The organism is Allobosea rubneri, from assembly GCF_032464875.1.
GTDB lineage: Bacteria > Pseudomonadota > Alphaproteobacteria > Rhizobiales > Beijerinckiaceae > Allobosea > Allobosea rubneri.
In genome coordinates this window covers 14,138-35,369 of the sequence record NZ_JAWDID010000047.1, presented here as the reverse complement: position 1 = coordinate 35,369, position 21,232 = coordinate 14,138, and the positions used below count along the sequence as shown (strand labels likewise).

At 67.9% G+C, this 21,232-nt stretch carries 22 protein-coding genes and 1 riboswitch; of the genes, 17 read left to right on the top strand and 5 right to left on the bottom strand.

The genetic code is table 11. From position 1 onward, the window contains the following. Positions 1-45 precede the first annotated feature (45 nt). Genes RKE40_RS22850 through RKE40_RS22820 form a run of 7 tightly spaced genes read left to right on the top strand, consistent with a single transcriptional unit; the run spans position 46 to position 6,681 of the window. Positions 46-1,221, top strand: a complete 1,176-nt coding sequence (locus RKE40_RS22850) for an ABC transporter substrate-binding protein (protein ID WP_316020510.1) — start codon at positions 46-48, stop codon at positions 1,219-1,221. A 34-nt stretch (positions 1,222-1,255) separates the two neighbouring features. Beyond that, positions 1,256-2,113: a branched-chain amino acid ABC transporter permease gene (locus RKE40_RS22845; protein ID WP_316020509.1), complete on the top strand. Its 858-nt coding sequence runs from the start codon at positions 1,256-1,258 to the stop codon at positions 2,111-2,113. After that, positions 2,110-3,114 (top strand): branched-chain amino acid ABC transporter permease, encoded by a 1,005-nt coding sequence (locus RKE40_RS22840; protein ID WP_316020508.1) that lies wholly within the window; start codon positions 2,110-2,112, stop codon positions 3,112-3,114. Before RKE40_RS22845 ends, RKE40_RS22840 begins: the two co-directional genes overlap by 4 nt. After that, positions 3,114-3,866, top strand: coding sequence for an ABC transporter ATP-binding protein (locus RKE40_RS22835; RefSeq protein ID WP_316020507.1), 753 nt, complete (start codon positions 3,114-3,116; stop codon positions 3,864-3,866). Before RKE40_RS22840 ends, RKE40_RS22835 begins: the two co-directional genes overlap by 1 nt. Then, positions 3,859-4,584 (top strand): ABC transporter ATP-binding protein, encoded by a 726-nt coding sequence (locus RKE40_RS22830; protein WP_316020506.1) that lies wholly within the window; start codon positions 3,859-3,861, stop codon positions 4,582-4,584. Before RKE40_RS22835 ends, RKE40_RS22830 begins: the two co-directional genes overlap by 8 nt. A gap of 25 nt (positions 4,585-4,609) precedes the next feature. After that, a complete protein-coding gene (locus tag RKE40_RS22825) occupies positions 4,610-5,719 on the top strand; it encodes a 5-methyltetrahydropteroyltriglutamate--homocysteine S-methyltransferase (RefSeq protein ID WP_316020505.1) in 1,110 nt (369 codons plus the stop codon). After that, positions 5,716-6,681, top strand: coding sequence for a catechol 2,3-dioxygenase (locus RKE40_RS22820; RefSeq protein ID WP_316020504.1), 966 nt, complete (start codon positions 5,716-5,718; stop codon positions 6,679-6,681). Before RKE40_RS22825 ends, RKE40_RS22820 begins: the two co-directional genes overlap by 4 nt. 30 nt (positions 6,682-6,711) lie before the next feature. Here RKE40_RS22820 and RKE40_RS22815 read toward each other — a convergent pair whose 3' ends face one another. From RKE40_RS22815 to RKE40_RS22795, 5 genes are all read right to left on the bottom strand, one after another. Next, on the bottom strand, positions 6,712-7,368 hold the full coding sequence (locus RKE40_RS22815) for a class I SAM-dependent methyltransferase (protein WP_316020503.1): 657 nt from the start codon (positions 7,366-7,368) through the stop codon (positions 6,712-6,714). Then, positions 7,365-8,153: an ABC transporter ATP-binding protein gene (locus RKE40_RS22810; RefSeq protein ID WP_316020502.1), complete on the bottom strand. Its 789-nt coding sequence runs from the start codon at positions 8,151-8,153 to the stop codon at positions 7,365-7,367. The genes RKE40_RS22815 and RKE40_RS22810 overlap by 4 nt, the downstream gene beginning before the upstream one ends. Beyond that, positions 8,150-9,187, bottom strand: a complete 1,038-nt coding sequence (locus RKE40_RS22805; protein ID WP_316020501.1) for a FecCD family ABC transporter permease — start codon at positions 9,185-9,187, stop codon at positions 8,150-8,152. Before RKE40_RS22805 ends, RKE40_RS22810 begins: the two co-directional genes overlap by 4 nt. Further along, the gene (locus RKE40_RS22800) at positions 9,184-10,218 is read right to left on the bottom strand and encodes an ABC transporter substrate-binding protein (protein WP_390893499.1); all 1,035 of its coding nucleotides are present in this window, start codon (positions 10,216-10,218) and stop codon (positions 9,184-9,186) included. Before RKE40_RS22800 ends, RKE40_RS22805 begins: the two co-directional genes overlap by 4 nt. 280 nt (positions 10,219-10,498) lie before the next feature. After that, a riboswitch (cobalamin riboswitch) is annotated at positions 10,499-10,710 on the bottom strand. Between the two features lie 19 nt (positions 10,711-10,729). After that, positions 10,730-11,638, bottom strand: coding sequence for a LysR family transcriptional regulator (locus tag RKE40_RS22795; protein ID WP_316020499.1), 909 nt, complete (start codon positions 11,636-11,638; stop codon positions 10,730-10,732). Positions 11,639-11,796: 158 nt separating this feature from the next. Here RKE40_RS22795 and RKE40_RS22790 point away from each other — a divergent pair, with 158 nt between their 5' ends. The 10 genes from RKE40_RS22790 (at position 11,797) to RKE40_RS22745 (ending at position 21,194) form a co-directional block, all read left to right on the top strand. Further along, on the top strand, positions 11,797-12,954 hold the full coding sequence (locus RKE40_RS22790) for an NAD(P)/FAD-dependent oxidoreductase (protein WP_316020498.1): 1,158 nt from the start codon (positions 11,797-11,799) through the stop codon (positions 12,952-12,954). Next, a complete protein-coding gene (locus RKE40_RS22785; protein ID WP_316020497.1) occupies positions 12,951-13,214 on the top strand; it encodes a 2Fe-2S iron-sulfur cluster-binding protein in 264 nt (87 codons plus the stop codon). The genes RKE40_RS22790 and RKE40_RS22785 overlap by 4 nt, the downstream gene beginning before the upstream one ends. Continuing rightward, on the top strand, positions 13,207-14,493 hold the full coding sequence (locus tag RKE40_RS22780) for an FAD-dependent oxidoreductase (RefSeq protein WP_316020496.1): 1,287 nt from the start codon (positions 13,207-13,209) through the stop codon (positions 14,491-14,493). Before RKE40_RS22785 ends, RKE40_RS22780 begins: the two co-directional genes overlap by 8 nt. Before the next feature lie 4 nt (positions 14,494-14,497). Continuing rightward, complete coding sequence (locus tag RKE40_RS22775) at positions 14,498-15,901, top strand: aldehyde dehydrogenase family protein (RefSeq protein ID WP_316020495.1); 1,404 nt, start codon at positions 14,498-14,500, stop codon at positions 15,899-15,901. A gap of 20 nt (positions 15,902-15,921) precedes the next feature. Then, positions 15,922-16,830 (top strand): 4-hydroxy-tetrahydrodipicolinate synthase, encoded by a 909-nt coding sequence (gene dapA / locus RKE40_RS22770; RefSeq protein ID WP_316020494.1) that lies wholly within the window; start codon positions 15,922-15,924, stop codon positions 16,828-16,830. A gap of 127 nt (positions 16,831-16,957) precedes the next feature. Then, the gene (locus RKE40_RS22765; protein WP_316020493.1) at positions 16,958-17,785 is read left to right on the top strand and encodes a transporter substrate-binding domain-containing protein; all 828 of its coding nucleotides are present in this window, start codon (positions 16,958-16,960) and stop codon (positions 17,783-17,785) included. A 49-nt stretch (positions 17,786-17,834) separates the two neighbouring features. Beyond that, positions 17,835-18,497 (top strand): amino acid ABC transporter permease, encoded by a 663-nt coding sequence (locus RKE40_RS22760; RefSeq protein WP_316020492.1) that lies wholly within the window; start codon positions 17,835-17,837, stop codon positions 18,495-18,497. A 12-nt stretch (positions 18,498-18,509) separates the two neighbouring features. After that, positions 18,510-19,319: an amino acid ABC transporter ATP-binding protein gene (locus tag RKE40_RS22755; protein WP_316020491.1), complete on the top strand. Its 810-nt coding sequence runs from the start codon at positions 18,510-18,512 to the stop codon at positions 19,317-19,319. After that, positions 19,312-20,460 carry a saccharopine dehydrogenase family protein gene (locus RKE40_RS22750; protein ID WP_316020490.1) on the top strand — a complete coding sequence of 383 codons (1,149 nt, stop codon included), beginning with the start codon at positions 19,312-19,314 and terminating at the stop codon, positions 20,458-20,460. Before RKE40_RS22755 ends, RKE40_RS22750 begins: the two co-directional genes overlap by 8 nt. Continuing rightward, the gene (locus RKE40_RS22745) at positions 20,457-21,194 is read left to right on the top strand and encodes an aspartate/glutamate racemase family protein (RefSeq protein ID WP_316020489.1); all 738 of its coding nucleotides are present in this window, start codon (positions 20,457-20,459) and stop codon (positions 21,192-21,194) included. The genes RKE40_RS22750 and RKE40_RS22745 overlap by 4 nt, the downstream gene beginning before the upstream one ends. Positions 21,195-21,232 lie beyond the last annotated feature (38 nt).

Sequence of the window (21,232 nt, the reverse complement as noted above, 5' to 3'; positions counted from 1 at the left end):
AACCCCGCAAACGGGGATCGAGCAGAACTCTCGGGGAGGAACGACATGACGCATCGCAGGACTGTTCTCAAAGGAGTGCTGGGCTTCGCGCTGGCCGCGTCGGTCAGCAGCGTGGCACTGGCGCAGGAGGCGCTGAAGATCGGCCTCATCCTGCCTATGACGGGGCCCTTCGCCTCGACCGGCCGGCAGATCGACGCCGCGGTGAAGCTCTTCCTGGCCCAGGAGGGCGCCGTCCATGGCGGGCGCAAGCTCGAAGTGATCCTCAAGGACGATGCCGGCAACGCCGACGCGACGCGCCGCCTCGCGCAGGAACTGGTCGTCAACGACAAGGTCTCGGTGCTGGCCGGCTTCGGCCTGACTCCGCTCGCCATGGCCACCGCGCAGATCGCGACACAGGCCAAGGTACCCCAGATCGTGATGGCGGCCGCGACCGCGACGATCACCGAGGCCTCGCCCTATATCGCGCGCACCTCCTTCACGCTGCCGCAGGCATCCGAGCCGATGGCGGATTGGGCCTGGGCCAACGGCATCAAGAAGGTCTTCACCGTCGTCACCGATTACGGCCCGGGCATCGATGCCGAAACCTCCTTCGCCAACAAGTTCAAGGCGGCCGGCGGCACGGTCGAGAGCGTGCGCGTGCCGCTGCGCGGCCCCGACTTCGCGCCCTTCCTGCAGCGCGTCTCGGAAGCCAAGCCCGATGCCCTCTTCGTCTTCGTGCCCTCCGGCGTCGGCGCGCAGTTCATGAAGCAGTTCGTCGAGCGCGGCCTCGACAAGGCAGGCATCAAGCTGATCGGCCCGGGCGACGTGGTCGACGACGACATTCTCCAGGGCATCGGCGACGTCGCGCTCGGCGCCATCACCACCCATCACTACTCGGCAGCGCATGACAGCCCGGCCAACAAGGCCTTCGTCGAGGCCTTCCAGAAGGCCAATCCCGGCATGCGGCCGAACTTCATGGCGGTCGGTGGCTATGACGGCATGAAGCTGATCGCCAAGGCGCTGGAAGCGACCAAGGGCGACGCCAATGGCGACAAGCTGATCGCGGCGATGAAGGGGGCGTCCTGGGAAAGCGTGCGCGGGCCGGTGAAGATCGACCCGGACACGCGCGACATCATCCAGAACATCTATGTCCGCAAGACCGAAAAGGTCGGCTCCGAGCTCCAGAATGTCGAGTTCGCGACGATCAAGGACGTCAAGGACCCGGTGAAGGCCCGCAAGTGACGGCAGCGGGCCAGGCCCGGGCGGAACGAAACGCATGTTGACCATCCTGTTCGACGGCATCGCCTATGGGATGGTGCTTTTCGTCCTCGGCTGCGGGCTCTCCGTGACGATGGGGTTGATGAACTTCGTCAACCTCGCCCACGGCGCCTTCGCCATGCTCGGCGGCTATGTCGCCGTGCTGGCGATGCAGCGGCTCGGCCTGCCTTTCCTGGCGAGCCTGCCGCTCGCCTTCCTGTCCGCGGCCGTGATCGGGATCGTGCTCGAGCGCCTGATCTATCGGCCGATGTACGCCAAGAGCCATCTCGACCAGGTGATGTTCTCGATCGGCCTCGTCTTCATGGCAGTGGCCGGCACCGACTGGCTGATGGGCTCGACCCAGCAGTTCATCCGCCTGCCGGCCTGGCTGCAGGGGCGCTTCGAGATCGCCGGGGTCGGCATCGGCCGCTATCGGCTCTTCGTCATCGCGATCTGTGGAATCCTCGCCGTCTCCCTGCAATGGGGCTTTACCCACACCCGCTTCGGCAGCCGCCTGCGCGCCGCCGTCGACGATGCGCGGGTGGCGCGCGGGCTCGGCATTCCCGTCAACCGGCTCTTTGCGCTCACCTTCGCGCTCGGCAGCGGGCTGGCCGGTCTCGGCGGTGCGCTCGGCATCGAACTCATGGGGCTCGACCCGACCTTTCCGCTGAAATTCATGATCTACTTCCTGATCGTCGTCACGGTCGGAGGCACCTCCAGCATCACCGGCCCGTTCTTCGCGGCGATGCTGCTCGGCGTCGCCGATGTCGTCGGCAAATATCTCGTGCCGCAGGTCGGCGCCTTCATCATCTATGCGCTGATGGTCGTGTTGCTGATCACCCGGCCGCATGGGCTGTTCGCGAGGGCGCGGGCATGAGGGCCGAGAGTTTCGAGGCCCGCGTCCGGCAGGCGCTCTATGCCGGCCGCCGCTGGCACCCGGCCGAGATCGCCTTCTGGATACTCGCCTTCGCGGCCTTCGTACTGTTCCCGAGCCATCTGCTGCTGCTCAACGAGATCGCGATCCTCGCTCTGTTCGCGCTCTCCCTCGACCTGATCCTCGGCTATGCCGGCATCGTCTCGCTGGGGCATGCCGCCTTTCTCGGCATGGGCGCCTATGCGGCCGGGCTCCTGGCCAAGCACGTCACCGGCGATCCGGTCGCCGGCCTTGCCTGCGGCATGGCGGCCGCCGGGCTGGTCGGCCTCCTGACCAGCCCGCTGGTCCTGCGCGGCAGCGATCTCACCCGGCTGATGGTGACGCTCGGCGTGGCGCTGATCCTCTACGAGTTGGCGAATTCCTTCGGCTCGCTGACGGGCGGCGCCGACGGGCTGCAAGGCGTGATGATGAAGCCGGTGCTCGGCCAGTTCGAGTTCGATATCTTCGGCCGCACCGCCTATCTCTATTCGCTCAGCGTCCTTTTCGTGCTGTTCCTGATCGCGCGGCGGGTGGTGCATTCGCCCTTCGGGCTTTCGCTGCGGGCGGTCCGAGACAATCCGCTGCGCGCTTCGGCCTCGGGGGTCCCGAACGGGCGGCGCCTCGCCGCGGCCTACACCCTGGCGGCCGCCTATGCCGGCGCGGCCGGGGCGCTGCTCGCCCAGACCACGCAGTTCGTCTCGCTCGACGTGCTCGACTTCCATCGTTCGGCCGATCTGATGCTGGTGCTGATCATCGGCGGCGCCGGCTATCTCTATGGCGGGCTGGTCGGCGCCATCGCCTTCAAGCTGCTGCAGGACGCGATTTCGAGCTTCACCCCGCAATACTGGATGTTCTGGATCGGGCTCTTCCTCGTGCTGTTCGTGCTCGGCGGGCGAGAGATCATCCATGGCGCGATCAAGACGGTGGTCGGCCGCTTCGCCCGCCTCGGCAAGGGAGGCGCGTGATGAGCGTCGCTCTCCAGACCTTCGACCTCTGCAAGAGCTTCGGTGGGATCACCGCGACGGACCATGTCGACTTTTCGCTCGCGAAGGGCGCACGCCACGCCCTGATCGGCCCGAACGGCGCCGGCAAGACCACTTTCGTCAACCAGCTCACCGGCGTGCTCAGGCCGAGCTCCGGGCGCATCGCGCTGCTGGGCGAGGATATCACCAGGCTGCCGCGCGAGGCGCGGGTCAAGCGCGGCCTCGCCCGCACCTTCCAGATCAATCAGCTCTTCGGCACGATGACGCCGCTGGAGATGATCGCCCTCGTCACCTCCGAGCGGCTCGGCCGCGGCAGTCAGCCTTTCCGCGCGCTCGACCGCGACTCCGAACTCGTCGACCAGACCGCCGAGATCCTGAACCGTTTCCGGCTCGACGACATCATGGACCGCAAGATCGCGACGCTGCCCTATGGCAAGCAGCGCCAGATCGAGATCGCCGCCGCCTTTGCCGCGCGGCCCACGGTCCTGCTGCTCGACGAGCCGGCGGCCGGCGTGCCGGAGGCCGAGCGGCGCGAGCTGATGCAGACGGTTGCCGAGCTTCCGGACGATGTCTCGGTCCTGCTGATCGAGCACGACATGGACCTCGTCTTCCGCTTCGCGACGCGCATCACCGTGCTGGTCAACGGGCGCGTGCTGGCGGAGGGGACGCCGGAGGAGATGGCGCGGGATCAAGCCGTGCGCGCGGCCTATCTCGGCGAGGGCGCCCATGCCTGAAGCAGCGCCATCCGAACTCCTGAGGATCGAGAAGCTGAGCGCCGGCTATGGCGAGGCGCAAGTGCTGTTCGATATCGACCTCAGCCTTGCCGAAGGGCGCTCGCTCGCGCTGCTCGGCCGCAACGGCGTCGGCAAGACGACTTTGGTCAACAGCATCATCGGCGTGACGCGACGGCGCGGCGGGCGGATCGTGCTCGCCGGGCGCGACCTCTCCACGGCCTCGCCCGAGCAACGCGCCCATGCCGGCATCGGCTGGGTGCCGCAGGAGCGCAACATCTTCAAATCGCTGACGGTGCTTGAGAATCTGACGGCGGTGGCGCTGCCGGGGCCGTGGGACGCGGCCCGCGTCTTTCGCATGTTTCCCCGACTGGCCGAGCGCAAGGCCAATCTCGGCAACCAGCTTTCCGGCGGCGAGCAGCAGATGCTGGCGATCGGCCGGGCGCTGATGCTCAATCCGAAGCTGCTGCTGCTCGACGAGCCGACCGAGGGCCTCGCCCCGATCATCGTCGAGGAACTGCTCAAGGCGTTGAAGGGCCTGTTCCGCGAGGAGGGGCTTTCCGCCATCGTGATCGAGCAGCATGCGCGAAAGATCCTCGAACTGACCGATGACGCCATCGTGCTCGAACGCGGGCGCGTGGTCCTGGCCGAGCGCAGTGCTACGCTGATCGCCGAGCCCGAGCGCCTCGAACACCATCTCGGCCTAACGGCCGCTGCCTGATCAACGAGAACCGGGAGGAAACGTCATGACCCAGAGGAAGAAGCCGCCGTTCCGGGGCGACATGGTCGGAAGCCTGCTGCGCAGCGCGCCGGTCAAGGACGCCCGGGCCAAGCATGCTGCCGGCGAGTTGAGCCAGGCCGATCTGACCAGGATCGAGGACGAGGAGATCAGGAAACTCGTCAAGAAGCAGGAAGAGGTCGGCCTGCAGGCGGTGACGGACGGCGAATATCGTCGCGCCTTCTGGCATTTCGACTTCCTCGACGGCTTGACCGGCGTCACGACCTACGAGACCGATGCGGGAATCCAGTTCAAGGGCGTCGCGACCAAGGGGCACGGCATCCGCGTCACCGGCAAGCTCGACTTCCCGGCCGACCACCCGCATCTCGCCCATTTCAAGTTCCTGGCCTCGGTGACCAGCCGCGTGCCGAAGATGACGATTCCGAGCCCGTCCATGCTGCATTACCGCGGCGGGCGGAAGGCGATCGACCCGAGCGCCTATCTCAGGATGGAGGATTACTACGAGGATCTCGGCAAGGCCTATGCCAAGGCGATCAAGGCCTTCTACGACGCCGGCTGCCGCTATCTGCAGCTCGATGACACCAGCCTGTCCTATTTCTGCGATCCCGAGCAGCGCAAGATGCTGGCCGAGCGCGGCGACGATCCGGACAAGCTGATCTTCGTCTATCGCGACGTGCTCAACGCCGCGCTCAAGGCGAAGCCGGCCGACATGCAGATCACCACCCACACCTGCCGCGGCAACTTCAAGTCGACCTTCATCGCCTCAGGCGGCTACGAACCGGTGGCGGACATGGTCTTCAACCAGATCGATGTCGACGGCTATTTCATGGAGTGGGACGATGACCGCTCCGGCGGCTTCGAGCCGCTGCGTTTCCTGCCGAAGGGCGACAAGCAGGTCGTGCTCGGCCTCGTCACCTCCAAGTTCGGGGAGATCGAGAGCAAGGACAATCTCAAGCGCCGGATCGAGGAAGCGTCGAAATACGCGCCGCTGGAGCAGCTCTGCCTTTCGCCGCAATGCGGTTTCGCCTCGACCGAGGAGGGCAATGTCCTCGCCGAGGACGAGCAGTGGGCAAAACTCTCGCGCATCCTCGAAGTCGCCAAGGAGGTCTGGGGATGAGCAGCGAACCCTGCTTCGACATCGCCCATCTCGCGCATGTCGAGCTTCTCACCGACAAGCCGGCCGAGAGCCTCGATTTCTTCGTCAATGTCTACGGGCTGACCGAGAGCGGGCGCGAGGGCGACAGCGTCTTCCTGCGCGCATGGGACGATTACGAGTTCCATACGCTCAAGCTGACGGCGGCGAAGACCACCGGCATTGGCCATGTCGCCTACCGGGCGACCAGCGAGCAGGCGCTGCGGCGTCGTGTCGAGGCGATCGAGGCGATGGGTTGCGGCATCGGCTGGGTCGATGGCGATCTCGGCCATGGCCGGGCCTATCGTTTCCGCGACCCGGACGATCATGTCTTCGAGATCTATTTCGACACCAACAAATATGTCGCCCCGCCGCATGAGCGCCCGGCGCTTAAGAACCAGCCGCAGCGCAATCATGGCCGCGGCTGCGCTGTCCGTAGGCTCGACCATCTCAACCTGCTCGCCCGCGACGTCGCGGCGATCCGCGACTTCCTGCCGAAGGCGCTGGGCAGCCGCGTCACCGAGCAGATCGTGCTCGATTCCGGCGAGGTCGGCGGCTGCTGGTTCACCGTCAACAACAAGAGCTACGACATCGCCTATACCCGCGACCACACCGGCAGCCTGGGACGCTTCCACCACGTCACCTATGCCGTCGACCAGCGCGAGCATGTGCTGGAAGCCGCCGACATCTTCCTTGAGAACGGCGTCTACATCGAGACGGGGCCGCACAAGCACGCCGTGCAGCAGACCTTCTTCCTCTATGTCTACGAGCCGGCCGGCAATCGCGTCGAGATCGCCAATGCCGGCGCGCGCCTGATCCTCGATCCGGACTGGCAGACCGTCACCTGGACGGAGGAGGAGCGGAAGAAGGGTCAGGCCTGGGGGCTGAAGACAATCGAGAGCTTCCACACCCACGGCACGCCGCCGGTTCCGGCAGCGGGCCACTGAGGGAAAGGGCGGCGCTCCCCGGTGCGGCCTTCAGGGCCGCATCGCAGACAGCACGAACATCGGCACGTCGCCGGGATAGGGCGGGGCCAGGAACAGATGCTGCCAGGAGGTGGCCGGGCCGAAGCCGGCCTCGTCCAGCATCTGCCGCGCCTTGTCCTCGGTAAGCCCGTCGTGCAGCGGCAGGCGGGCGGCGATATCGGCCGGATAGGTCGAGCGGTATTGCGGCGCGACCGACCAGAGCCCGTCTGACACCACGACCCGTCCGCCCGGGCGCAGGATGTCGCAAGCCTTGCGCAGCGCCGCCATCGGCTGCTCCAGCGTCCACAGCACATTGCGCAGCGTTACGATATCGGCCGAGCCCGGCGCGATCGCCGCGTCCTGCAGCGTCTCGGCGATGAAGTCGACGGCGAGGCCCTGCGCTTTCGCGGCGGCCCGTGCAACGGCGAGCATGCCCTCCGCCCCGTCATAGGCGCGCACGCGATGGCCGAGCGCGGCCGCGACTAGCGCGCAGGCGCCCGTGCCGGTGCCGAGATCGACGACGTCGAGCGGCTGCTTGGCGGCAAAGGCTGCTTCCAGGACCTCCTGCCAGAGCGCGGACTGGGCGACATGCGAGGCGACGCCGTCGAATTTTGGCGCGCGAGCGGTCCAGTAGCCGGTCACGGCATGCTGTACGTCGGAAGCGGTCATGGCGCGGCCTCTCCATAGCAGTCGGGGTCGACGAGGTATTCGATATGGCGCCGGCCGGAGGCCGTAGCACCGATCCTGACCGCGACGCCGAAGACCCGCCGGATCGTCTCCTCGGTCAGCACGGTTTCGGGCGTGCCGGAGGCGACCAGGCGGCCTTCGTGCAGCAGCGCGATCTCGTCGCAGAACAGCGCCGCGAGGTTGAGGTCGTGCAGGGCGACGATGCAGGTCACGCCGAGCCGGCGGACAAGGGTCAGGATCGAGAGCTGGTGCTGGATGTCGAGATGGTTGGTCGGCTCGTCGAGGATGAGCTCGCTCGGCGTCTGCGCCAAAGCCCGCGCGATATGCACGCGCTGGCGCTCGCCGCCCGAGAGTGTGTGCCAGAGCTGGTCGTGCCGTTCGCTCATGCCGACCCGCGCCAGCGCCGCATCGACTGCCTGCTCGTCGGCCGCGCTCCAGGAGGCGAGGGCGCTGCGATGCGGGGTGCGGCCGAGGCGGACGACGTCGCAGACGCAGAGCTGGATCTCGGTCGTCGCCTGCTGCTCGACGAAGGCGAGGCGGCGGGCGAGCTCGCGCCGCGACACCTGGCCGATATCGCGGCCATCGAGCTCGACCACGCCGGACGAGACCTTGCGCAGCCGGCAGAGCAGCCGCAGCAGGCTCGACTTGCCGGAGCCGTTCGGCCCGATCAGGCCGAGGATCTTGCCGGGCGCCGCTTCGAGCGTCACGCCGCCGACGATCATCCGCCCGGAGGTGCCCCAGGAAACGTCGCGTGCCGAGAGCGTCATGCCGGTCGCCTGGCGCGATAGAGGATGATGGCGAAGGCTGGCGCCCCGACTAGCGCGGTGACGACGCCGATCGGCAGGATCTGCTGCGGCACCAGGATGCGCGAGAGGATGTCGGCCAAAATCATGAAGATCGCGCCGATGACGAGGCAGACCGGCAGCAGGCGGGCATGGCCGGGGCCGACCAGGAAACGGGCGGCATGCGGGATGACGAGGCCGACGAAGCCGATCGTGCCGACGATGCTGACCATGGTCGCGGTCATCACCGCGGTCACCGCGAAGAGGACGATGCGCACGCGCGTCACCGCGACGCCGAGCGAGGCGGCAGCATCTGCCCCGAAGGCGAAGGCGTCGAGCGCCTTGGCGTGCAGCATGCAGATCGCGAAGCCCGCGAGCGCGACCGGCGTCGCGACGAAGACGTCCGGCCAGCGCACGCCGCCGAAATTGCCAAGCAGCCAGAACATCACGCCGCGCGCCTGCTCGGCGCTGGCGAGCGTCGTGACGATCGTCGCCGTGGCGGCGTTGAAGAGCTGCGAGCCGGCGACCCCGGCGAGGATGACGCGATCGCTCGCCCCGCCGGCGCCCGCGGCCAGCAGCGCGACGATCAGCAGCGCCGCGACCGAGCCGAGAAAGGCGCCGCCGGAGACGGTCAGCACCGCTCCGCCGAAGCCGAGGATCATCACCGCCACCGCGCCCGTCGAGGCGCCGGCCGAGATGCCGAGGATATAGGGCTCGGCCAACGGGTTGCGCAGCAGCGCCTGCAGGATCGCGCCCGACAGCGCCAACGCGCCGCCGCACAGCCCGGCCAGCAGCGCCCGGCTCAGCCGGTAGTCGAAGATCACGCCCTGCTGGATCGCGCTGACCGGATAGCCGAGATCGAACAGCCCGTTGCCAAGCGCCTGAAAGGCGGTCGCCAGCGGAATCCGCATCTCGCCGATGGTCACGGCGAGCGCGATGGCGAAGACCAGCGCGGCCAGCGCTGCGAACGCGATGCCGATCCGCGCCGGCCAGTTCGGCTGGACGGGGTGGTGGCTCACCGGGCCAGGCCGAAGCGCTCGATGCCGCGTGCCAGCGCCTCGATGCCGTCGACGGTGTCGAGCCCGGCGCGCGTCGCGCCGACATCCATCACCACGATCCTGTCCTGCTTGACGGCATCGAGCTTGCTCGCCACCGGGTCGGTCTTCAGGAAATTGAGCTTGAGATCGATGTCGTCGGCGGGAAAGCGCCGGCGGTCCATCTTGACGACGACGATCACGGCGGGGTTCGCGGCGGCGATGCTCTCCCAGCCGACCAGCGGCCATTCCTCATTGGTGGTGATGACGTTGCGGGCGCCGAGCTTCGACAGGATATAGGCCGGCACGCCGTTCTTGCCGGCGATGAAGGCATCGCCCTTGATGTCCTTGCTGGAGAACCAGACGGCGACAGGCACGTCCCGCGCCTTCATCCCGGCGACCGACTGCACCGCCTTCTCCTCGCGTGCCTTCAGCTCGGCGATCAGGGCCTCGGCGCGGTCGGACACATCGAAGATCTGACCGAATTCGCGGATGTTCTGGTAGACCAGCTCCATCGAGAACATCTTGGTCCGCACGCCGTCGCCGGGGCCGGAATTGTCCTTGCCGACGCAGTCGGTCGGCGAGACATAGGTCGGCACCTTGACCTTGGCGAACTGGTCGCGCTTCCCGACGATGCCGTTCGGCCCGATATGCCATTCGAACATCGCGGTGACGAGGTCGGGCTCCTGGGCGACCACCGCCTCGAAGCTCGGGTCATTGTCGGCGAGCCGCTTCACCTTGGCGTTCACCGCCTCATAAGGTTTGGCGACCGGGCTGAACCAGACGGCGGTGCCGACGACGCGGTCGCCCAGGCCGAGCGCATAGAGGATCTCGGTCTGCGTCTGGCCGACGGCGACCACGCGCTTCGGCGCCTGGTTGAAGGTGATGGTCTCCCGGCAGTTCTCCAGCGTCAGCGGATACTGCGTCGGCGGATACTGCGTCGGCGCGGCCTGCGCGCCGGAAGCGAGGCACAGGCCGGCAGCCAGGGCCAGCGGGAGAGAGAAACGCTGGACCATGTGCATGAAACCCTTCGAAGGCGGGAGAGAACGGCCGGCGCCGAGGCATGGGCCAAGTCGGCGCGACTTGAGCCAATATGTAATGTTATAACAAAGCTGATAGAGGGCTGCGCCGCGACCTGTCAAGCTGGTGCGAGCAAAGGCGCCGGCGGCGCTCGTAGAGATGGGCATCTGGATTCATCGCTCCCCGAGATGAAGGCGGGAAGCAGGCGATTGCGACGGAGCGGCGGGATCCTCGTCCCGCGCTTGTCCGCAACCCTCCGGAGCACCCCGCCCGAAAGACCTTCCGATGATCAGGGCAGGTCTCCTGGCTCGCGGGTCGATGCTGGTTCCGTCCGGCCTTCCCGGCGCCGGAGCGCCAGTGGACGATGGGTGGAGAGCTCGCCGCTTACAGTTGCGGGGGCAGCCTCGGCCTCGGCGCTGCGCGCCTCACCGAATTCCCTCTTAGCTCCAGGGCGTGACGCCTGGAGAACCATGATCGGCTGCGACCATAGATCGGCAAGGACCGGCGTCAAGCGGTCGGAAGCTGCGGGCCCGACGCCGTCTGCATCAGGTTGCCGCAGAGCTGGCGCAGCGTCACGACATAAGGGTTGCGGGCGAGGAAGCTCGCTTCGCCGAAATAGATCGGGATCTCCGGCAGTTCGGCGATTTCGAGTCCGGCGATGCTGGTCTCGCTGCCGTCGAGGCACCAGGCCGGGATGATCGCGAAGCCGATCCCGGCCTCGACGCAGCGCTTCACGCTCGAGCTGCCGGAGGTCGAGATCGCGATCTCCATCTCCGACCCGTCGGGGCGCAGGTAGTCGATGGCGAGGTTGCGCAGCAGCTGGCCGGGCTCATAGGTCACGAAGGGGCGCCTCTGCGCCCATTCCCGGATCTCGCCCGGCGCCGGGGCCGCGCCCCAGGCGGTGGGGAAGACGAGTGCCGGCCGATAGGTGCAGACCAGATGCTGCGGCACGTTGGGGTCACCGAAATAGCGCTCGGTGATGCACAGATCGAGGCTGCCATCCTTGATCATCTCGGGGAGGGAGGTGTCGCGCTCATAGGCGAGGATTTCGACCTGTGGGAAGAGTTCCCGGAACCGGGCCAGGATCGGCGGCAGCAGATAGTAGAAGATCGCCTGCGGCAGGCCGATGCGCAGCACCGGCCGCTCCTTGTCGAGCGTGCGGTCGAGCCTCGCCAGGACCGTGTCGAGCTCCGGCAGCAAGAGCTTGTAGAGGCTGCGCCCGCGCGGCGTCAGTGTGACCGTCTTGGCGCCCTGCTCGGAGAGGACGAGGCGCTCCTCCAGCACCTGTTCGAGCCGGCGGACATGGTTGGCGGCGGATTGGTAGCTCATCCCCAGCTTGCGGGCCGCGGCCGAATAGGAGCCGTCGCGCGCGACGATGAAGAAGGTCTGGATCAGCGTCAGATTGGCTTCGCGCATGGCTCGTTCCGCGGCGGGGAGCCCCACTCATATCCATAGGCGGCGGCCTTCCGCCACTTTCAAACAATGGCGCAAGTCGGGGCGGATCATTTGGATCGACCCGAAAGGCGAAGCGACCGAGGGTCGCGCATCGCTTTTCAGGACGCCCGTCGCCTCGCATGGCCCGCTCTCCTTCCCTCCATGTTGCCGTGATTGGCGCCGGAATCGTCGGCGCCGCAGCCGCGCATTTCCTGGCGGCGGCCGGGGCGCGGGTCACGCTGCTCGATGCCTCCGGTCCGGCGGCCGGCGCGACCGGCGCTTCGGACGGCGCGGTCTCGGTCGCGAGCAAGAAGCCCGGTCCGATGATGGACCTCGCCCGTCACGCCCGCGCCTTCTATGGAAGCTGCGAGGCCGATGGATTGCTGCGCGGCCTGTTCCATCGCCGCTCGACCTTCCTCGTCGCCCGCACGCCGCTCGAAGCTGATCTCGTCGCCGAGCACGGCGCCGATCTCGCCGCCGCCGGCGAGCGCGTGCTGGATGTCGACCGGCCGACGCTGCTGGCGCGCATTCCGGGCCTCGGCGAAGGCGTCTGCTTCGCGCTTGAAATTCCCGACGACGGCCACGCGCTCGGCTACGAGATCACCCAGCGCCTGCTGCAGCGAAGCAGCGTCGCGGTCCGGCGCAATGCGCCCGTCTCCGAGATCGTCATGCAGGGCGGGCAGGCCGTCGGGGTCGCGGTCCGCGGCGAGCTTCTGGCGGCCGACGCCGTCCTCGTCGCCGCCGGGATCGGCTCGGTCGGCCTGCTCGGTCTCGGCGATATCCTGATCCCGCGGAAGGGCCAGATGGTCGTGACCGACCGCGCCGCCGCCGGCCGGCCAGCGATCGACGGCCATCTGATGGCGGCCTCCTATCTTGCCGCCAAGCGCGGCATCGTCCGTGACAACGCCCATATCGGCCTCGTCATCGATCCCTTGGTCACCGGCCAGTTCCTGATCGGCGGCAGCCGCGAGGACCACCGCGCCGACCAGGCGACCGACGCCGTGACGATCTCGGCGATCCTGCGGGATGCGCTCGATCTCTATCCGCCGCTGCGCGAGCGCCGCGTGCTGCGGACCTTTGCCGGTGTCCGCACCGCTTCGCGCGACGGCCTGCCGATCATCGGCCCGCATCCGCATCTGGCCGGGGTCACGGTCGCCACCGGCTTCGAGGGCGATGGCATCTGCCTCGGCCCGTTCATGGGCGCCAGCGCTGCCCGGATGATCCTCGGCGAGGCGCCGGGCGTCGATCTTTCCCTGCTCTCGCCCCAGCGCTTCGCCGCCGTCGAGGCCCTGGCATGAACCCCTGCTTCTACTGGATCGGCCGCCCGGTTTCCTTCCGTCCGGGCGAGACCATCGCCGCAGCATTGCTGCGCGCCGGCATCGCCGATCTCGGCCCCGAGGGCGGAGCCGTGCGTGGCCGCGTGTTCTGTGGCATCGGCGCCTGCCAGGCCTGCGTCGTCGCGATTGCGGGCGAGGGGCCCGTCGAAGCCTGCCTAACGCCGGCGCGTTCCGGCATGCGCCTTGCTCCCCAGCCCGGCCTCGGACTGCACCATGACTGAGCTACCGGTCCTTGTCGTCGGCGGCGGGCCTGCGGGCGTCGCTGCGGCCGTGACCCTGGCGGAAGCCGGTCTGCGGGTGCTGCTGATAGAGCAGCGCGACCGGCTCGGCGGCGCCATCCATCGCCAGCCGGCCCCGGACGCGCCGCCAGTCTGGAAAGGTACGGCGCGGCACCGGCGCAATTGGGCGGAACTGGCCTCGCGTCTCGAAAGTGCGGCGGGCCTGATCGAGCTGCGGACCTCGACGGTCTTCCTCGGCATCGACGGGGCGGGGCGCTTCCTGTTCGATGATCGGATGGCCGGCCGCGTCTTTGCGCGTCGCGTCCGGGCAGCGATCGTCGCTGTCGGCGCCGTCGAGAAGATCCACCCGTTCGAGGGGTGGGAGCTGCCGGGCGTAATGAGCGCGGGCGGCGCCCAGGTCCTGCTCAAGGAAACCGGCCGGCCGCCGGAAGGTCCGATCGTCGTTGCCGGCAGTGGCCCGCTGCTGCTCGCCGTCGCTGCCCAGCTCGCCCGCGCCGGCAACCCGCCGCTCGCCGTGCTGGAGCGCGGAAGGCCATGGCAGAAGCCGAAAGCTCTGGCCGGCCTGATGACGGCCGGGCCGCAGCTCGCCGAAGCGGCCGCCTACGCCGCGGCGCTCGCCTTGAAGCGCGTGCCTTATCGTAGTGATAGCGAGGTGCTGGGCGTCAGCGAGACGGGGCAGGGGCTCGCGATCCGGGTCCGCTCGGGCTCCGCCAAGAGCCTGCTGCAGGCTCGCCATCTGCTGATCCATGACGGGCTGGAGCCGAACCGTGCCGGCATCCCCCAGCCGGCTCCCGGGGCAGAGATTCCCGTGCTGCTCGCCGGCGACGGGCGCGAGATTCTCGGTGCCGATGCGGCAATCCTAGACGGCCAGCGCGCCGCGTCGGCGATCCTCGCGGGCTTGGGGCGCACGGCATCCACCGCATCGCTCGAAGCGGATCTGAGCAAGGCACGGAACTTCCAGCTTGCGCTTGCCGAGGCCCTGCACAGCAAGGCGACGCCGCCGACAGCGCAGACCATGCTCTGCCGCTGCGAGGGGCGCCGCTATGCCGATTTCGCCGCGTTGCCGGCCGACGCCTCGGCCCGGGAGATCCGGCTGATGGGTCGCTTCGGGCTGGGTGCCTGCCAGGGGCGCTTCTGCGGCCCGATGCTCGATGAACTGCGTGGTGAGGCACTGCCCTCGGCTTCGCCGCCGCGTTGGCCGCTGCGGCCGGTTTCTCTTGCCGCCCTCGCCAATTTCTCGATTGATCAAACGGAGACCTAGAGCCGTGAATGGCACTCTCGCAAAATCGTTCAGAAGCAGCGCCCGGCCGACGATCGACGTTTTCAACCCCTTCTCCGGTGTGAGCGTCGGCAAGGTCGAGACCGCCGACGAGGTCGCGGTCGCTGATGCGCTGCGGGCCGCCCGCAAGGCCTGGCGTGCCTTCCGCTTCAGCACGCCGGCCGAGCGCAAGGGCCTGCTTCATCGCCTCGCCGAGCTGCTCGCCGAGGATGCCGAAGGGATGGCGCAGATCATCTGTGCCGAGGTCGGCAAGACGATCACCGAGGCGCGCAACGAGGTCCGCCGCGCCCAGAACACGCTGCGCCTCAGCGGCGACGCGATCACCGTCCTGCACGGCGAGGTGCTGCCGACCGCGATCGTGGCGGGGGCGCCGAGCAAGCTCGCCGCGATCACCTACGAGCCGGCCGGCGTCGTCGGGGCGATCACGCCGTTCAACTACCCGCTCAATCTGCTCTGCCACAAGCTCGGCCCGGCGATCGCCGCCGGCAACGCCGTCGTCGCCAAGCCGTCGCCCAAGGCGCCGCTTGCAGCGGAGCGGCTCGGCGAGCTCGCCATCAAGGCGGGGTTCCCGCAGGGGCTGTTCAGTGTCGTCCATGGCGGGGCTGAGGTCGCCGCCATGATCGCCAGCGGCGATATCGACCTGCTGAGCTTCACCGGCGGGCCGGCGGCCGGTCTCGCGCTCAAAAACGCCTCGGGCCTCGTCCGCTGCCTGATGGAGCTCGGCGGCAACGACCCGCTGATCGTGATGCCCGATGCCGATCTCGACCGCGCCGCGCAGACCGCGATCGGGCACCGCTTCGAGATCGCTGGCCAGAGCTGCGCCGCCGTGAAGCGCCTCTATCTGCACGAAGAGATCCGGGACACGATGATCACGCGCATTGCGGCGCTGATCGAGGATGTCCGCACCGGCGACCCCGCCGATGAAACGACCGCGATGGGCACGCTCATCGATGAGCCGGCAGCGGCGGAGGTCGAGCGGCGGGTCAGGCTCGCCGTCGCGCAGGGGGCGAGGGTCGTCGCCGGCGGCCGGCGCCGCGGCACCATGTTCGCGCCGACACTGCTCGACGACGTGCCGGCCGAGGCCGAGCTGGTACGTAGCGAGACCTTCGGGCCCGTGCTGGCGGTGCGCCGCTTCAGCGATCCCGAACAGGTGATCGGTGAGGTCAGCGACAGCCCCTACGGGCTGCAAGCCGGCGTGTTCACCAATGACCATGCGCTGGTGAAGCGCTTCTCCCGCGAGCTGCGGGTCGGCGGCGTGATGATCAACGAAGGCCCGGATTTCCGCGCCGAGAACGTGCCGTTCGGCGGCATCAAGTCGAGCGGGCTCGGCCGCGAGGGCATCCACATGACCCTGCGCGAAATGAGCGAGACCAAGGTCGTCATCGACTGAGTGAGATGGGAGAGAAAGTCATGATCGATTCAGAGCTGCGCCGGCGCCTCTCCGGCGTCTTCACCGCCCTCGTCACTCCGTTCCGCGACGGCGCGATCGACGCCCCCGCCTTCGAGCGCCTGATCGCCGCCCAGCTCGCAGCCGGCGTCGCCGGGCTCGTGCCGGTCGGGACCACGGGCGAGGCTGCGACCCTCTCCGAGGCGGAGGCCGACGAGGTCATCCGCATCACGGTCGCTGCCGCCAAGGGCCGCGCCTTCGTCATGGCCGGCACCGGCTCGAATGCGACCGCTCTTGCCGTCGCCAAGGCGAAGCGCGCGGAGGCGCTCGGGGCCGACGGCATCCTCGTCGTCACCCCCTATTACAACAAGCCCTCGCAGGACGGCCTGTTCGACCATTTCGCCGCCGTCGCCGAAGCGGTGACGATCCCGATCATGCTCTACAGCGTGCCGGGCCGGACCGGAGTCGAGATCGCGCCGGCGACGGCCGCGCGGCTGGCGAAGGCCTATCCGCATATCGTCGGAATCAAGGAAGCGGGCGGCAGGACCGAACGGATCACCGAGCTGCGGCGGGCGCTCGGCGAGGATTTCGTTATCCATTCCGGCGATGACGGGCTGACCCTGCCATTTCTCGCGGTCGGCGCCGATGGCGTCACCAGCGTTGCCTCGAACCTGCTGCCGCGCGAGATCGTGGCTCTGTGCGCTGCCTGGACCAGGGGCGAGACGCGTGAGGCACGCCGTCTCCATCAGGCGCTGTTCGATGTCACCGGCCATCTCTTCATCGAGAGCAACCCGGTACCGGTGAAGACTGCGCTGGCCCGCAGCGGAGCGATCTCGGCCGAGGTGCGCGCGCCGCTCGCGGCGTTGCGGCCCGAGAATCTGCAAGCGCTCGAAGCCAGCCTGAAGGCCTTCGAGGGTACGCGGAACATATAAGAAAACCGGTAGGCGAGCGGCCTACTCTCGCATTGTTTGCGGAGGTGCCTTCCTTAGGCTCCTCCGATAACCCGGCATGCCGGGGGCAAGACCGAAGATCATCGGCAAGGGAACGGAGGCATCTGTCGTGAAGAAGATCATCAGTGCAATTTTTGCGGCCGGCCTGGGGCTGGCGGCATTCCAGTCGCCGGTTCAGGCGCAGGACAGCATCGAATCCGTGCGTTCGCGCGGCGTGCTGCGTATCCCCGGCATCATCAACGAGGATCCTTACTTCAACAAGGATCCGCGCACCGGCGAATGGCGCGGCTTCGCCATCGAGATGGCGCGCGACATCGCCAAGACACTCGGCGTCAAGCTCGAAGTGGTCGAGTCGAGCTGGCCGAATTCGATCCTCGACGTGCAGAGCGGCAAGGTCGATCTGGCGCTCGGCGTGACCGCGACGCCGCAGCGCGCCATGTCTGTCGCCTTCTCGGCGCCGACCTATTTCAACAGCTTCGTCATCGTCTCGCCGAAGCCCGAGCTCTCCAAGCTAAGCTGGGCCGAGCTCAACGACCCCAAATACACTTTCTCGGTCGATCTCGGCTCCTCGCAGGACCTGATCGCCCAGCAATACCTGCCCAAGGCCAAGATGCTGCGCTTCAAGACGCGCGACGAGGCGATCGTCGCCGTTGTCAGCGGCAAGGCCGATGGCCTCGTCAACACCATGCTCAACGGGCTGGTGATGACCAAGAAGGCGAACGGCATCGGCAAGGTCATGGTGCCGAGCCCGGTGCTCTCGACGCCTTCGGTCGTCGCGCTGAACTGGAAGGGCGACGAGAAGTGGCGCTCCTTCATCTCGGCCTGGGCCGAGTACAACCGCCGCATCGGCAACAACCAGACCTGGATCGTCAACAGCCTGGCGCCCTTCGGCATCACGCTCGACGACATGCCGGAAGGCTTTGGCTTCGGTGGTTGAAGCATAGGGCGGCCCGAAAAGGGCCGCCCCCAAGGAAGGCTAGCAAGACATGTATACTTGGAGCTTCGCCCCGATCATCCAGGCCAGCGATCTCTTCCTGTGGGGGGCGTGGATCACCGTCGTCTACACGGTGGGCTCGATCGCGATCGGCCTGGTCCTCGGCCTCGCCGTCTGCTTCGCCAGGCTGTCGGGCATCGGACCGCTGAACTGGTTCGCGCAGGGCTTCCAGGAGCTGTTTCGCTGCACGCCCCTGCTGGTCCAGCTACTCTGGATCTATTACGCGCTGCCGCTGCTGCTCGGCTTCGACATGCCCAACTGGGCGGCGGCGCTGCTGACGCTCTCGCTCTATGCGGCGGCGTTCTATGCCGAGGTCTTCCGCGGCGGCATCGTCTCGATCGACAAGGGCCAGTTCGAGGCAGGCGCGGCGATCGGTATGTCGGGCTGGCAGGTGATGCGGCGCATCGTGCTGCCGCAGGCCATTCGCCGGATGATGCCGGCCTTCATCAACCAGTCGGTCACCCAGTTCAAGAACACCTCGCTGGTCTCGGTGATCTCGGTCGCGGACCTGACCTACATGGCCAGCATCGTCAATGGCCAGACCTATCGGCCGCTCGAATCCTACACGGTCGTCGCCGTGCTCTACTTCGTCATCCTCTTCCCGATGATGAAGTTCGCCGACTACATCGAATACCGCATGCGCCGCGGCAACTGATCGAGAGCGCCCATGACCTCCGTTTCGCCCGCCCCCGCTTCCTCGGCTTCGGCTTCGCTCCAGAACGCCTCCGACATCGTGCTCGAGGCACGTGGCATCACCAAATGCTTCGGGGCACTGACCGTGCTCCACGGCATCGACCTCGCCCTCAAGGCTGGCGAGGTGGTCTCGATCATCGGACCGTCAGGCTCCGGCAAGTCGACCTTCATCCGCTGCATGAACATGCTGGAGAAGCCGGACGCCGGCGAGATCCTCTTCCGCAACCGCCGCGTCGGCGAGAAATATCGCGGCAGCGGCGATCTACTCGGGCAGGGCGAATTGCGTCGCCATGTCGGCATGGTCTTCCAGCACTTCAATCTGTTTCCGCATATGAGCGTGCTGGAGAACGTGATCGAGGGCCCGGTGATCGTGCAGCGGAAACCGCGTGCCGAGGCGGTCGAGATCGCGATGGACTACATCGCCAAGGTCGGCCTCGCCGAGAAGCGCGACGCCCGGCCGGATCAGCTCTCCGGCGGCCAGAAGCAGCGCGTCGCCATCGCCCGGGCCCTCGCCATGCAGCCCGACGCGCTGCTGCTCGACGAGGTCACCAGCGCGCTCGATCCCGAGCTCGTCGGCGAAGTGCTCGGTGTGGTGCGCGATCTCGCCAATCAGGGCATGACCATGGTCATCGTCACGCACGAGATCTCCTTCGCCGCCGACGTCTCCGACCGGGTGGTGTTCATGGAGAATGGTCGCATCGTTGCGCAGGGCTCGCCCGACGCCATCCTGCGGCGTCCCGATAATGAGCGCCTCAAGGCGTTCCTCGCGCGCTTCCATGGCTGAGCCCGTGCAACAGGCCGAACACCCGTTCAAGGTCGTCATCGTCGGCGCCGGCCGCGTCGGCTCGGCGCTGGCGCTGCTCCTGAGCGAGGCACCGGAGTTCGAGGTCACCCTCGTCGACCCGACCGAGCCAGCGCGGCGGCGCATGGAGGCGCTCGGCCTGCCGCTGGCGGAGGTCGATCCCGGCAACCCCACGCAGCTCGACCGCCTCCTGGCGCAGTCGCAGGCGGTAGTCGCGGCGCTGCCGGCCTCGGCCACGCCGATGGTCGCCGTCGCCGCGCGCCGCAACGGCATCCATTATCTCGATCTCGGCGACGATACCGCCGGGCTCGGTGCGGTGCTGAGCGAGGCCCGTTCGGCCGCCAGCTGCTTCGTCCCGCAATGCGGTATCGCGCCGGGACTGGTCTCGCAGTTGGTGCTCGACCTCGTTTCCCGGACCTCGGGGAAGGCGGAGGTCGATGTCCGCATCGGCACCTTGCCGCGCGAGCCGGCCAATCGGCTCGGCTACGGGCTGACCTGGGATGTCGATGCCTTGCTGCGCGAATACATCCAGCCCTCGACGGCTCTGGTCGAAGGCAGGCGCGCGAGCCTGCCGACCCTCAGCGATCTCGGCCGCTTGCGTCTCGGCGGCCGAGACTATGAGGACTTCGTTTCCGGCAATATTCCAGCGAGCCTGTGCGCGCGTCTGGAGGGGCAGGTCGCGCGGCTGACCTCACGCACGATCCGCTATCCCGGCCATCTCGACTATATGCGTTTCCTGCTCGACGACGTGAAATTGCGCGGAAGGACCGACCTCCTACGCAACCTCTTCCTCAACGCGCTGCCGGAGATCGTCGACGACCGACTGCTGATCTCGGTCAGCGCGACCTCCCGGCAGGATGGGCGCAGCGTCGAGGAGCAGTTCACCCGCGAGGTCGTCCCGGCGCAGATCGGCGGCAGTACGGTCAGCGCGATGCGCCGCACCGCCGCCGCCCATGTCGCCGCGGTGCTCGATCTCCTGCGCACAGGCGTGATCGGGAAACCCGGCCTCTGCGCGCAGGAGGAGATTCCCTTCTCCGCCCTCAGCGCCAATCGCTTCCTCTCCTGGTTCTTTGCGACTAGTGCGGAAGAAGGTGGCCTGACCAGCCCGAGGAGCGCGGCATGACGAGCGGCACGGACAGATCGCGTGCGCAGGCGGGGACGGTTGGCGATCTCGGCATCGGAATCCTGATGCTCGACACGCATTTCCGGCGGCTTCCCGGCGACATCGGCAACGCCCGCAGCTGGTCCACGCCGGTGCAGTTTCGCGTCGTGCGCGGTGCCGACCCGGCCGCGATCGTGCATGGCCGGCCGGGTGATTTCCTACAGCCCTTCATCGATGCGGCGCTCGATCTCGTCTCCTGTGGGGTGCGTGGCATCACCACGAGTTGCGGCTTCCTCGCCCTGTTGCAGAAGGAGCTCGCGGCGGCGCTGCCCGTGCCGGTCGCGACCAGCAGCCTGCTGCAGGCGCCGCTGATCGAGGCGATGCTGCCGGCCGGCCAGCAGGTCGGCATCCTGACCTTCGCGCCCGAGGCCTTGAGCGCCCGCCATCTTTCAGCCGTCGGCGTGCGGACGGATACGCCGATCGAGGGGTTGGCGCCGGACAGCCTGTTCCGCCGCGTCTATGGCGCGCAGGGCGGTGTCTCCGATTTTGCCGTACTCGAGCAGGAGGTGGTCGCGGCGGCCCAGGCCTTGGTCGAGAAGCATCCGAATGCCGGTGCTATCCTGTGCGAATGCACCAATCTGCCGCCGCATTCGGCTGCGATCGCCAGGGCGACCGGGCGCCCTGTCTTCGACATCATCGGCTTCGTCGACTGGTTCGCCCGCAGCCTGATGCCGCCGGTCTATCCGAAGGACTGAAGGAGGCTCGCTGGCCGGCTGTCTGATGCCGCCGGACA